This window comes from Paenibacillus sp. PastM-3, from assembly GCF_029893965.1.
GTDB lineage: Bacteria > Bacillota > Bacilli > Paenibacillales > Paenibacillaceae > Paenibacillus_AQ.
This window is the reverse complement of sequence record NZ_JARXXP010000005.1, coordinates 126,052-138,139: the sequence shown is the minus strand read 5'-3', so window position 1 is coordinate 138,139 and position 12,088 is coordinate 126,052. Positions and strand designations below refer to the sequence as shown.

General features: G+C 50.4%; 12 protein-coding genes. 11 read left to right on the top strand and 1 reads right to left on the bottom strand.

All coding sequences use genetic code 11. The features are described 5' to 3' along the window. Nucleotides 1-67: 67 nt before the first annotated feature. Nucleotides 68-496, bottom strand: a complete 429-nt coding sequence (locus M2108_RS10960) for an organic hydroperoxide resistance protein (RefSeq protein ID WP_277469381.1) — start codon at nucleotides 494-496, stop codon at nucleotides 68-70. A gap of 149 nt (nucleotides 497-645) precedes the next feature. Between M2108_RS10960 and M2108_RS10955 the strand changes: the two genes are divergently transcribed. From M2108_RS10955 to fliE, 11 genes are all read left to right on the top strand, one after another. Next, nucleotides 646-1,110 (top strand): MarR family winged helix-turn-helix transcriptional regulator, encoded by a 465-nt coding sequence (locus tag M2108_RS10955; RefSeq protein ID WP_277469380.1) that lies wholly within the window; start codon nucleotides 646-648, stop codon nucleotides 1,108-1,110. A gap of 237 nt (nucleotides 1,111-1,347) precedes the next feature. Further along, nucleotides 1,348-2,505, top strand: coding sequence for an ADP-forming succinate--CoA ligase subunit beta (sucC, locus tag M2108_RS10950; RefSeq protein WP_068724042.1), 1,158 nt, complete (start codon nucleotides 1,348-1,350; stop codon nucleotides 2,503-2,505). A gap of 45 nt (nucleotides 2,506-2,550) precedes the next feature. Continuing rightward, on the top strand, nucleotides 2,551-3,480 hold the full coding sequence (gene sucD, locus M2108_RS10945; RefSeq protein ID WP_068724040.1) for a succinate--CoA ligase subunit alpha: 930 nt from the start codon (nucleotides 2,551-2,553) through the stop codon (nucleotides 3,478-3,480). A gap of 226 nt (nucleotides 3,481-3,706) precedes the next feature. Then, nucleotides 3,707-4,825, top strand: a complete 1,119-nt coding sequence (gene dprA, locus M2108_RS10940) for a DNA-processing protein DprA (RefSeq protein WP_277469378.1) — start codon at nucleotides 3,707-3,709, stop codon at nucleotides 4,823-4,825. Nucleotides 4,826-4,913: 88 nt separating this feature from the next. After that, nucleotides 4,914-7,010 carry a type I DNA topoisomerase gene (gene topA / locus M2108_RS10935; protein ID WP_277469377.1) on the top strand — a complete coding sequence of 699 codons (2,097 nt, stop codon included), beginning with the start codon at nucleotides 4,914-4,916 and terminating at the stop codon, nucleotides 7,008-7,010. A gap of 26 nt (nucleotides 7,011-7,036) precedes the next feature. Beyond that, nucleotides 7,037-8,395, top strand: a complete 1,359-nt coding sequence (gene trmFO, locus M2108_RS10930; RefSeq protein ID WP_277469376.1) for an FADH(2)-oxidizing methylenetetrahydrofolate--tRNA-(uracil(54)-C(5))-methyltransferase TrmFO — start codon at nucleotides 7,037-7,039, stop codon at nucleotides 8,393-8,395. Between the two features lie 119 nt (nucleotides 8,396-8,514). Beyond that, a complete protein-coding gene (gene hslV, locus M2108_RS10925; protein ID WP_221797844.1) occupies nucleotides 8,515-9,057 on the top strand; it encodes an ATP-dependent protease subunit HslV in 543 nt (180 codons plus the stop codon). 33 nt (nucleotides 9,058-9,090) lie between these two features. Then, entirely contained in the window at nucleotides 9,091-10,491 is a 1,401-nt protein-coding gene (gene hslU, locus M2108_RS10920; protein WP_277469375.1) for an ATP-dependent protease ATPase subunit HslU, read from the top strand. 378 nt (nucleotides 10,492-10,869) lie between these two features. Next, nucleotides 10,870-11,277, top strand: a complete 408-nt coding sequence (gene flgB / locus M2108_RS10915) for a flagellar basal body rod protein FlgB (protein WP_277469374.1) — start codon at nucleotides 10,870-10,872, stop codon at nucleotides 11,275-11,277. Nucleotides 11,278-11,283: 6 nt separating this feature from the next. Further along, the gene (flgC, locus tag M2108_RS10910) at nucleotides 11,284-11,736 is read left to right on the top strand and encodes a flagellar basal body rod protein FlgC (RefSeq protein ID WP_277469373.1); all 453 of its coding nucleotides are present in this window, start codon (nucleotides 11,284-11,286) and stop codon (nucleotides 11,734-11,736) included. A gap of 28 nt (nucleotides 11,737-11,764) precedes the next feature. Next, nucleotides 11,765-12,073 (top strand): flagellar hook-basal body complex protein FliE, encoded by a 309-nt coding sequence (gene fliE / locus M2108_RS10905; RefSeq protein ID WP_277469372.1) that lies wholly within the window; start codon nucleotides 11,765-11,767, stop codon nucleotides 12,071-12,073. Nucleotides 12,074-12,088 lie beyond the last annotated feature (15 nt).

The following is a 12,088-nucleotide window of genomic DNA, read 5'->3' as shown; positions in this document are numbered from 1 at the left end:
AAGCCGTCCGGGGGTATACCGGGACGGCTTATTTTATGCAACGCTGGTTCAGCGGCAAGAATGAAGATTAAAGTACATTAATCTCAACAGCAATGTTGCCGCGTGTAGCGCGGGAATAAGGGCAGGCGCCGTGGGCGGCTTCTACCAGCTTCCCGGCTGTTTCGCGGTCGACACCCTTAACCAGCACATCCAGCTTAACGGCAATCCCGAAGCCCCCGTCTTCGACTTTACCGAAGCTTACGGTTGCGGTAACTTCACTGCCTTCAATTTTCACTTTGCCGAGCCGTGCCACCATGTTCAGCGCACTGTCAAAGCAGGCGGAATATCCGGCTGCAAACAGCTGTTCAGGGTTGGTACCTTCTCCGCCGGCTCCGCCCATTTCGCGTGGGGTGCTGATGGTCAGGTTCAGCTTTGGACTTTCCGATTCAATATATCCGTTTCTTCCGCCGACTGCTTTTACAGTTGTTTCATACATTTTTTGCTGGATAGTCATCATTATAAATCGCTCCCGTTCGTTTTATTAAATGTATTGTACACAATTTAATTTAACACAATAAAAATAATAGTCAATATATTTTTTGCTATTAACATGATATTGCAGATGAATTGTGATAAAATAGCGACATAAAGGCAGGTGAAGAAGAAATGCAAGAACCAACAACTACCCCTGAACTGATGCTTGATAATCAGCTATGCTTTACGATCTACGCGTGTTCGCGTGAATTTACGAAGCTGTACCAGCCTCATCTGGACAAAATTGGACTAACCTATTCGCAGTACCTGGTTATGATTGTGCTGTGGGAGAAGCAGCAGTGCACGGTCAAGGAGCTTGGCGAAGCTTTGTTTCTGGATTCCGGGACGCTGACTCCGCTGCTGAAGCGGCTGCAGGCCGCAGGCCTGATTCTTCGCGAACGCTCCCTGCAGGATGAGCGCAAGGTGCTCATCTCGCTGACCGAGAAGGGCTGGGGGCTCAAAAACGAAGCCGTCTGTATACCGGCGAAGATGGCGGAAGGCGCAATGCTCTCGGCGGACGAATTTGTCCATCTGCTGGGCCAGTTCAAGGACCTGCTCGGCCGGATCCACGAAGCGAATAATAATGCGACTAAATAGAAGTACAAGCCTGTGTCAATGCAACCGTTCGCATTCCGGCATGAAATCAAGCGAAAATATATGTATAAATAGTGAAAGTTTTTGAGGAAAGCGGAATTGAATCATGTTACAATATTCTGGGTTTCACTTTATATACTATAGGTAGGTGCAAATCTGTACCCCGCTGATCAAAACGGAATGCGGCATGGCTGCAGGCTGCCTGCAAAAGCCGCCGCAACACTTTAGGAGGCTTCCGGTATGAATATCCACGAGTATCAGGGAAAAGAAGTACTTAAGAAGTACGGCGTTGCCGTACCGAACGGAAAAGTTGCTTATACAGTGGAGGAAGCAGTAGAGGCTGCAGCATCACTCGGTACGCCGGTGGTGGTAGTGAAGGCTCAGATTCATGCTGGCGGAAGAGGGAAAGCCGGAGGGGTCAAGGTCGCCAAGTCTCTCGATGAGGTCCGCACCTATGCGGGAGAAATCCTCGGAAAGACGCTGGTCACCCATCAGACCGGACCGGAAGGCAAGGAAGTGAAACGGCTGCTCATTGAAGAGGGCTGCCAGATTGCCAAGGAATACTATATTGGAATTGTTGTAGACCGCAGTTCCGGCCGGGTGGTCATGATGGCCTCTGAAGAAGGCGGAACGGAAATTGAAGAGGTGGCAGCAACCCATCCGGAGAAGATTTTCAAAGAAATCATTGATCCGGCTGTAGGACTGCAGACCTTCCAGGCACGCAAGCTGGCGTACAGCATCGCTATTCCGAATGAACTGGTCAATAAAGCGGTCAAGTTCATGCAAGCGCTCTATTTGGCTTTTGTGGATAAAGATTGCTCGATCGCAGAGATTAATCCGCTGGTCGTGACCGCTGACGGAAATGTAATGGCGCTTGATGCCAAGCTGAATTTTGACTCCAATGCTTTGTTCCGCCATAAGGATATTCAAGAGCTCCGCGACCTTGATGAAGAGGATGAGAAGGAGATTGAGGCTTCCAAATTTGATCTCAGCTACATTGCCCTCGACGGCAATATCGGCTGCATGGTTAATGGTGCGGGACTGGCTATGGCTACAATGGATATTATTAAATATTACGGCGGCGAGCCGGCCAACTTTCTGGATGTAGGGGGCGGCGCGACAACCGAGAAGGTTACCGAAGCGTTTAAAATTATTTTGTCTGACGACAAGGTGAACGGCATCTTTGTCAATATTTTCGGCGGCATTATGCGCTGTGATGTCATTGCTGAAGGTGTGGTGGAAGCCGCCCGGCAGCTTGGACTGACCAAGCCGCTCGTCGTCCGGCTTGAAGGAACCAATGTGGCACTCGGCAAGCAGATTCTCGCCGGTTCCGGACTCAATATCGTGGCAGCAGATTCCATGGCGGACGGTGCCCGTAAAATTGTTTCTCTTGTGTAACCCAAGTCTCGTATTCGACAAACTAAGTAGGGATGTGACCAAACGATGAGCATTCTTGTAGATAAAAATACGAAAGTCATCACACAGGGAATTACGGGCTCGACCGGATTGTTCCATACCAAAGGCGCACTGGATTACGGGACCCAGATGGTAGGCGGCGTAACTCCGGGCAAAGGGGGAACCTCTGTCAACATTACGCTCGAAAATGGAAGTGAGGTCAGCCTGCCGGTATTTGATACGGTCGTTCAGGCTAAAGCAGCCACCGGTGCAACGGCCAGTGTCATTTACGTTCCGCCTGCCTTTGCCGCTGACTCCATCATGGAAGCTGTGGATGCGGAGCTTGACCTTGTCATCTGTATCACAGAAGGCATTCCGGTGCTGGATATGGTCAAGGTTTCGCGCTATATGGAAGGGAAGTCCACTGTCCTTATCGGACCTAACTGCCCTGGCGTTATTACGCCTGGAGAGTGTAAGATCGGCATCATGCCGGGCTACATTCATACCCCTGGATATGTCGGTGTGGTCTCCCGCAGCGGAACTCTTACCTATGAAGCGGTGCATCAGCTGACTGAACGCGGAATCGGGCAGTCATCGGCTGTCGGGATCGGCGGAGATCCTGTGAAGGGCTCGGAATTTATTGATATACTGAAGCTCTTTAATGAAGATCCCGGTACAAAGGCGGTCATTATGATCGGCGAGATCGGCGGAACGGCGGAGGAAGAGGCTGCCCTGTGGATCAAAGAGAATATGACGAAGCCTGTAGTTGGATTTATTGGCGGTGTTACGGCACCTCCGGGCAAGCGGATGGGCCATGCCGGGGCAATCATTTCCGGAGGTAAAGGCACTGCCAGCGAAAAAATCGCCGTGCTGGAATCCTGCGGAATCAAAGTAGCGCCAACTCCTGCTGAAATGGGCTCCACCCTTGTAAGTGTTCTTGAGGAGCGCGGTATTCTGAATGCCTTTACCACCCATTAATTTGAAGGCAATCAGGGTTCGCTCAAAAAATCATTGTGCTCTAATCTGTCAAGTAGTATGATTTGTTAAAGGTAAGCAACCTTTTATTCCTGCGTGCAGGGTAAAGGGTTGCTTTTTTTGCGTTTATGTCCCCGGATTTCACTTCTTTGCAGCGGCAGCTTGCTTTTTTTACAGCATTATCACAAAATAGGGAAGGTTGACCCTTCCATCTAAAGGGAGCGTTCACATGGACACACGTGATTTGTTATTCGGGCTGAATGAAGTGGAGGGGATTGGCTGGAAAAGCATCGACAAAATCCGCAGAGCGGGACTTTTGTCGGATCAGGCCTTTCATTGCCGGGCTGAAGATTGGCAGGAGGTCGGATTATCCGCGAAAATGTCACAGTGGCTGGCTGAGACGTTCGACGCCGGATGGGTGCAAAGGCGCCGCCTTTTAATGGAAGAAAGCGGTGCAGCGATGATCACTATTCTGGATGAGGAATATCCTGCAATGCTCAAAGAAACGGCTGAGCCACCCTGGGTGCTTTATTACCGCGGTTCCCTGAAGCTTGCTTCGCAGCCTTCTATCGCCATGGTTGGGACTCGGGTACCAACGGCTTACGGCCGGAAGATTGGAGAAATACTGGCTGGGCAGCTCAGCCAGTCCGGTCTTGCTGTAGTGAGCGGTCTGGCGCGCGGAATCGACAGCATCTGCCATGAAGCTGCACTGGCTTGCGGCGGAAATACGGTAGCGGTAGTGGCTACAGGACTCGACAATGTCTACCCGCCGGAGAACCGGGAGCTGGAAAGGGAAATTTCACGTAAAGGGCTTGTCCTCAGCGAATATCCGCTGGGAACCAAAAGCCATCCGGGACTTTTTCCGCAGCGCAACCGGATTATCGCCGGCCTCACGCTGGGAACGGTGGTTGTGGAAGCGGACAGCCGGAGCGGATCACTGATTACCGCCGATGCCGCCCTGGAGGCAGGAAGGGATGTGTTCGCCGTTCCCGGACCTGTAACCTCTCCCAAAAGCAGGGGGGCGCTTGAGCTGATTAAGCAGGGGGCTAAACTAGTAACCGGCGCCGAAGATATTTTGGAAGAATACATATCAATACTGCCTGTAAAGGAGGGGGAAACGGGCGGAAATCCGTCTTTTGACCCCGGGCGCGGAGACGGGCTCACCGAAAAGAAATTGACAAGTGAGGAGTCTCACCTATACCATATACTGCATCAAGGCCCGTTTACACTGGATGATCTGCTCTCCAGAACAAGCTGGGATTTTGGACATTTGCATTCAGTTCTGTTATCTTTAATCATAAAAAAAGCGGTAACACAATTGCCGGGTGCAATTTATAAGGTAATTTAATATAGAAGGAACAGAGTTGAGCATATTCCCTCCATCCCTTTTACCGGAATGAGGGCCAGGCTCACATCACTTTTAGGAGGATTAACCTATGGCGGATACACTGGTCATTGTCGAATCGCCGGCCAAAGCGAAGACAATCGGCAAATATTTAGGCAGTAAATATATAGTAAAGGCATCCATGGGACATATCAGAGATTTGCCTAAGAGCCAGATTGGCGTCGAGGTAGAGAATGATTTCAGTCCCAAGTACATCACCATCCGCGGCAAGGGCTCTATTCTGAAGGAACTTAAGGACGCCAGCAAAAAAGTAAAAAAAGTATATCTGGCGGCTGACCCGGACCGTGAAGGAGAAGCCATTGCCTGGCATCTGGCGCACGCGCTCGATCTGGATAATACTGAGGAGTGCCGGGTTGTTTTTAACGAGATTACGAAGCAGGCGGTCAAGGATGCCTTCAAAACACCGCGCAAAATTAATATGGACCTTGTGAACGCCCAGCAGGCCCGTCGAATTCTTGACCGGCTTGTAGGCTACAAGATCAGCCCGTTATTATGGAAGAAAGTCAAAAAAGGCCTGTCGGCCGGCCGGGTGCAATCGGTAGCGGTTAAGATTATCATGGACCGTGAGAATGAAATTTCGGCATTTGTACCGACAGAATACTGGAGTATCACTGCGAAGCTGGGCATCAAGGGCACTGACTTTGAAGCAAAGTTTCATAAGCTGAACGGTGAGAAAAAGGAGCTCGGTAAGGAAAGCGACGTCCAGGAGGTTCTGGAAGCGATTAAGAATGCTGATTTCCGGGTAGCCGAAGTTAAGGAAAAGGAAAGACAGCGTCATCCTTCCGCGCCGTTTACAACAAGTTCTCTGCAGCAGGAAGCTGCCCGCAAGCTTGGGTTCCGCGCAGCCAAAACGATGTCAGTGGCCCAGCAGCTGTATGAAGGAGTGGAGCTCGGCAAGGAAGGTACAGTCGGTCTGATTACCTATATGCGTACCGACTCCACGCGTATCTCCACAACGGCTCAGGATGAGGCCAAGGAGCTGATTCTGGCCAAATACGGTGAGAAATTTGTTCCTGAAGCTCCGCGCCAGTATTCCAAAAAAGCTGCGGGGGCCCAGGATGCGCATGAAGCGATCCGTCCAACCTCGGCACTGCGTGAGCCGGAACTCGTCAAGGAGTTCATGAGCCGCGATCAATTCCGCCTGTATAAGCTGATCTGGGAGCGATTACTGTCCAGCCAGATGTCCTCGGCGCTTCTTGATACCCTCTCTGTGGATATTTCTGCAGGAACAGCGATTTTCCGGGCTGTCGGCTCCAAAGTGTCCTTCCCCGGGTTTATGAAGGTCTATGTGGAAGGTAATGATGACGGAACGACTGACGAGGAGAAATTCCTGCCGCCGCTTAAGGCGGGCGACGAGCTCGACAAGCAGGGAATTGAGCCCAAGCAGCACTTTACCCAGCCGCCGCCGCGTTACACGGAAGCACGTCTGGTCAAAACGCTGGAAGAGCTGGGCATAGGCCGCCCGAGTACGTATGCCCCTACGCTGGAGACGATTCAGAAGCGCGGCTACGTTGCAATTGAAGAGAAAAAGTTTATGCCGACAGAGCTTGGCGAGCTGATCATAGAGCAGATGGAACAGTTCTTCCCGGAAATTCTCGATGTAGAATTTACAGCCCACATGGAAGGTGATCTTGACCATGTGGAGGAAGGTGCGGAGGATTGGGTCAAAGTACTGGCCGGATTTTACGAATCCTTCGAGAAGCGCCTGGAATTTGCTGAAGAAGAAATGAAAGAAATTGAGATTGAGGATGAAGTTTCGGATGAGCTCTGCGAGAAATGCGGCAAACCGATGGTTTATAAGCTCGGCCGGTTCGGTAAATTTTTGGCTTGCTCCGGGTTTCCAGACTGCCGGAATACAAAGCCTATTGTGAAGGATATCGGGGTCACCTGTCCTAAATGCAACGAAGGCAAGGTTGTGGAGCGGCGCAGCAAGAAGGGGCGTGTGTTCTACGGCTGTGACCAGTACCCGGGCTGTGACTTTGTCTCCTGGGACCGTCCGTCGCTTAAACCATGTCCCGCTTGCGGCTCCTGGATGATAGAAAAGCGCAATAAACAAGGCACCAAGCTTCAATGCACCTCCTGTGATCATACAGAAGCTGTGATTGAGGGCGAAGAATTGGCAGAATAATAGATTTTTAGCAGGAGGAAATGAATTTGAAAGACACAGCAAAAGTAACAGTAATTGGCGCGGGGCTCGCCGGCAGTGAAGCTGCCTGGCAGATTGCTTCAAGCGGGGTTCCCGTTAAATTATATGAAATGAGACCGGCGGTTAAAACGCCGGCCCACCATACCGACCAGTTTGCCGAGCTGGTGTGCAGCAATTCACTGCGGGCAAACGGACTGGGTAATGCAGTAGGAGTACTGAAAGAGGAAATGCGCCGCCTGAACTCGCTTGTGCTTGGAGCCGCCGACCGTCATGCAGTGCCTGCCGGCGGTGCACTGGCGGTAGACCGTGACGGATTCTCGGGAGAGATCACCCGCACCCTGCACGGTCATCCGCTGGTAGAAGTTGTTAATGAAGAGTTGACCCGGATTCCGGAGGAAGGCATTGTCGTTATTGCGACCGGCCCGCTAACCTCCCCGGCATTGTCCGCCGAGATCAAGGCATTGCTTGGTGAAGAATATTTCTACTTCTACGATGCCGCAGCCCCGATTGTCGAGAAGGACAGCATCGATATGAGCAAGGTCTATCTGGCGTCCCGGTATGACAAGGGTGAAGCGGCCTATCTGAACTGTCCGATGAATGAGGAAGAATTCGACCGTTTCTATGATGCCCTGATTACTGCCGAGACTGCAGCGCTCAAGGAATTTGAGAAGGAAATCTATTTCGAAGGCTGTATGCCGATTGAAATTATGATGAAGCGCGGTAAGCAGACAGCGCTATTCGGACCAATGAAGCCGGTAGGACTTTTGAATCCCCACACCGGGCAGTTGCCTTACGCGGTTGTTCAGCTGCGCCAGGACAATGCTGCCGGTACACTCTACAATCTGGTGGGCTTCCAGACACATTTGAAATGGGGCGAGCAAAAACGTGTATTCTCCATGATTCCAGGCCTGGAGAATGCCGAATACGTCCGTTACGGGGTAATGCACCGCAATACGTTTATTAATTCCCCTAAGCTGCTTCACCCGACTTATCAGATGAAGGGACATGAAAGACTGTTCTTTGCCGGCCAGATGACAGGCGTTGAAGGTTATGTCGAGTCTGCCGCATCCGGTATGATTGCCGGAATTAACGCAGCCAGAGCGGCGCTAGGCGAGGAAGGGCTGGTGTTCCCAGGAGACAGTGTGCTTGGCAGTATGCCAGCCTACATTACTTCTGCTGATCCGGAGCATTTCCAGCCAATGAACGCCAACTTCGGGCTGCTGCCTAAGCTGGAAAAGAAGATCCGCAACAAAAAAGAAAAGAATGAGCTGCTTGCCTACCGTGCGCTGGACAGCCTGGCTGCATTTGCCAGCCGGACAGGCCTTACCTATAAAGAACCGGAGACTGCGGAGCCTGGACTGTCATAATTTGAAGTTTGCACAGCATAAGCTTATGATTTATAGAGGATGAACTTAGGAATGCTAGGAACTTCATTCTTAAGTTTATTTATTTTAGCGTTAAGTTTATTCTAGGAGGTTGCCAAACTATGTTACCCAGCTTTCATGCAACTACTATTTGTGCCGTAAGACATAACGGTCATGCTGCAATCGCAGGCGACGGACAGGTTACCTTTGGCGAGAGTGTCATTATGAAGACTACTGCCAAGAAAGTGCGCCGGCTGTACAGAGGACAAGTGATCGCTGGCTTTGCGGGTTCGGTAGCCGATGCAATCACCCTGTTTGAAAAGTTTGAAGGCAAGCTTGAAGAGCATCACGGCAACTTGCAGCGTTCAGCTGTCGAGCTGGCCAAGGATTGGCGTCAGGACCGCATTCTGCGCAAGCTGGAGGCGCTGATGATTGTGATGGATAAGGAAGGCATGCTGCTTATCTCCGGCAACGGGGAAATCATTGAGCCTGATGACGATGTGCTTGCCATCGGCTCCGGCGGCAATTTTGCGTTAGCCTCGGGCCGGGCGCTAAAACGTCATGCGGCGAATCTGAGTGCGGCCGAGATTGCCAGGGAGGCACTGCAGATTGCATCCGAGATTTGCGTGTATACCAATTCCAATATTATCGTTGAACAATTGTAGGCACGGTGCCACAGAAAGAGGGAGGAAGTCGTAATGGTGAATCAATCGCTCACACCCCGCCAGATCGTCGCTGAACTTGATAAATATATCGTCGGCCAGAAGCAGGCCAAAAAGTCGGTGGCAGTTGCCCTGCGCAACCGTTACCGCCGCAGCCAGCTCAGCGAAGAGCTGCGTGATGAGATTGTACCCAAGAATATACTGATGATCGGTCCTACCGGCGTCGGAAAAACCGAAATTGCCCGGCGGCTTGCCAAGCTGGTTAATGCCCCGTTCATTAAAGTTGAAGCAACCAAGTTCACCGAAGTAGGTTATGTAGGCCGTGATGTTGAATCGATGGTCCGGGATCTTGTAGAGACCTCTATCCGCATGGTTAAGCTTGAGCGGACGGAAAAGGTGAAGGACCGGGCTGAGGAGCTTGCCAATGAACGGATCGTCACAATTCTCGCACCGTCCAGCTCCAAGAATAAATCCCAGCGTAATCCGTTTGAGATGATATTCGGCGGGAACGGCGGCAATGCCGAAGACAGCAAGGAAGAGCCTGAGGATGGCAGTCTGAGTGAACGCCGCCGCGGAATCAAGTTCAAGCTGCTGGCAGGACAGCTCGAAGAAGACATCATCGAAATTGACGTGGAGGATACGGCTCCGACGATGCTGGATATGTTTGCCGGACAGGGCAATGATCAGATGGGGATGAATATGCAGGAGATGTTCGGAAGCCTTCTGCCCAAACGCACCAAAAAACGCAAGCTGCCTATTAAGGAGGCGCGCAAGGTGCTGATTCAGGACGAGGCTGCGAAGCTGATTGATATGGACGATGTCATCCAGGAATCGGTGGCCCGTGCGGAGCAATCCGGCATTATTTTTATAGATGAGATTGACAAAGTGGCCAGCCAGGGGAAGGGCTCCGGTCCCGATGTTTCGAGAGAAGGCGTACAGCGCGATATCCTGCCTATCGTTGAAGGTTCTACGGTTATGACCAAATACGGCCCTGTGAAGACCGACTACGTGCTGTTTATCGCAGCCGGAGCTTTTCATATCGCCAAGCCTTCGGATCTGATTCCCGAGCTTCAAGGGCGCTTCCCGATCCGGGTAGAGCTGAGCAGCCTAACACTGGAGGATTTTGTATCCATTCTGACCGAGCCCCAGAATGCGCTGACCAAGCAATACGTAAATCTGCTCAAAACAGAGAATATCGAGATTCAGTTCAAGGACGAGGCCATCCAGGAGATCGCCAGAATTGCTGCTTCTGTCAACCAGAACATGGAGAATATCGGAGCCCGGCGTCTGCACACCATTCTGGAGAAGCTGCTGGAAGACCTTTCTTTTGAGGCGCCTGAGCTGACGCTTGAGACTATGGTCATTACGCCAGAGTATGTTCGCGAAAAACTGTCAGGAATCGCGCAGGACCGCGATTTAAGTCAATACATCCTGTAAAGTGCAACGACTGCATTTACTTTAAATTTGGGTATATTGAATTAGTTCTTTGCATAAAAGCCCGGAAAAACGGTCAAATCATGTAACTTAATGCCATATTAAAGAATATTTTGGATGAAAAATGGTAGAAAATTGAAAAACCATGCTTTAAGCCCTCTCTTTTCAGAAAAGATAGGGCTTATTTCTTATTGTAATAATATACAAATTCTACGAGAATCAATGTATGTGAGATTGCTAATAAAATCATCCATCGACACCTTTCGACTGCTTAATTGAAAGAATGGCAAGAAAATTAGCTTTTTTTGTCGAAACAAGCAGGAAATCCGTAAAAAGTTGTGGAATTCTTTTCATTATGATAGTTTTGGAAGGGGGGTTACCATGGGTTTGCTGAACAGTGTCAGTTTTCAGAGATTGCAGGGCGGTCTTGAGGCTGCCACGAAACGACAAAGTGTCCTAGCTAATAACATAGCAAATGCTGATACGCCGGGATTTAAACGCTCTGATGTTTCTTTTGAAAGTGTACTTGCCGCGCAGGAAAACGGAGCGAAACCGACGCTGGGTGCGAAGGTAACGGATTCCCGCCACTTCCAATTCGGTTATGTTTCCGGTGTACCATCTGCAGTCGTTAGCAAAGATGTATCTACTTCGATGAACAATAACGACAATAATGTGGATATGGACCGGGAGATGGCGCTCAGTGCGGAGAATCAGCTCAGATATAATTCGTATATCGAGCAGCTGAACAGCCAGATTACTATGATGCGTACAGTTGTGCAGGGAGGGTAATATATAGTGAACTTTGGTAGCAGTTTTGGAATCAGCGCTTCAGCCTTGACCGCCCAGCGGCTCAGAATGGATGTTATTTCCTCCAATATTGCCAATGCCGAGACAACCAGGGCCTCCGTAGTAGACGGTAAGGCTGTACCCTACAAGCGTAAGCTTGTCGTTCTCGGAACAGAGCAAAATAACAGCTTTTCGAATATTTTAAATTCAAAAATGAATAGCGGTAACGGGACTGAGGGCGTTAAGGTAAAGTCAATCATTGAGGATTCCTCACCTCTGAAGCCGGTCTACAATCCGTCCCATCCGGATGCGGACGCTGAGGGCTATGTGTACATGCCTAACGTCGATCTGACCAAAGAGATGGTGGATATGCTGTCTGCTTCCCGTTCTTATGAAGCTAACGTAACGATGCTGAATGCATCCAAGGCAATGGTAAGCAAGGCGCTCGAAATCGGAAAATAAGCTTAATTGACATTTAGGAGGGTAATCATTGATACAGAATTTTATGATTGGAACACAAGCCGTTCAGCCGCTTGCCATGAAGTCCGCAACTGCACAGGCAGGAACAGTGACCGGTTCCGGTCAGAGCTTTGGCTCTTATCTGGAGGATGCATTGAATCAGGTGGCTGCCCAGGAGCGGCAGGCCAAGGATATGAGCAACAAATTCGTTTTGGGGGAAGTCAATATCGATGAGGCGATGATTTCTTCACAACAGGCATTGCTGAGTTTGCAGCTGACTACACAAGTCCGGAACAAAGTGATTGAAGCCTATCAGGAAATTATGAGAACTCAGATCTAAATAATCCTAGCTTAG

Excerpts from the sequence above, each read along its gene's own strand:
- hslV (WP_221797844.1), top strand. The coding sequence starts at position 8,515 with ATGTTACCCAGCTTTCATGCAACTACTATTTGTGCCGTAAGACATAAC.
- topA (WP_277469377.1), top strand. The coding sequence starts at position 4,914 with ATGGCGGATACACTGGTCATTGTCGAATCGCCGGCCAAAGCGAAGACA.
- dprA (WP_277469378.1), top strand. The coding sequence starts at position 3,707 with ATGGACACACGTGATTTGTTATTCGGGCTGAATGAAGTGGAGGGGATT.
- sucD (WP_068724040.1), top strand. The coding sequence starts at position 2,551 with ATGAGCATTCTTGTAGATAAAAATACGAAAGTCATCACACAGGGAATT.
- M2108_RS10960 (WP_277469381.1), bottom strand. The coding sequence starts at position 496 with ATGATGACTATCCAGCAAAAAATGTATGAAACAACTGTAAAAGCAGTC.
- hslU (WP_277469375.1), top strand. The coding sequence starts at position 9,091 with ATGGTGAATCAATCGCTCACACCCCGCCAGATCGTCGCTGAACTTGAT.
- M2108_RS10955 (WP_277469380.1), top strand. The coding sequence starts at position 646 with ATGCAAGAACCAACAACTACCCCTGAACTGATGCTTGATAATCAGCTA.
- sucC (WP_068724042.1), top strand. The coding sequence starts at position 1,348 with ATGAATATCCACGAGTATCAGGGAAAAGAAGTACTTAAGAAGTACGGC.
- flgB (WP_277469374.1), top strand. The coding sequence starts at position 10,870 with ATGGGTTTGCTGAACAGTGTCAGTTTTCAGAGATTGCAGGGCGGTCTT.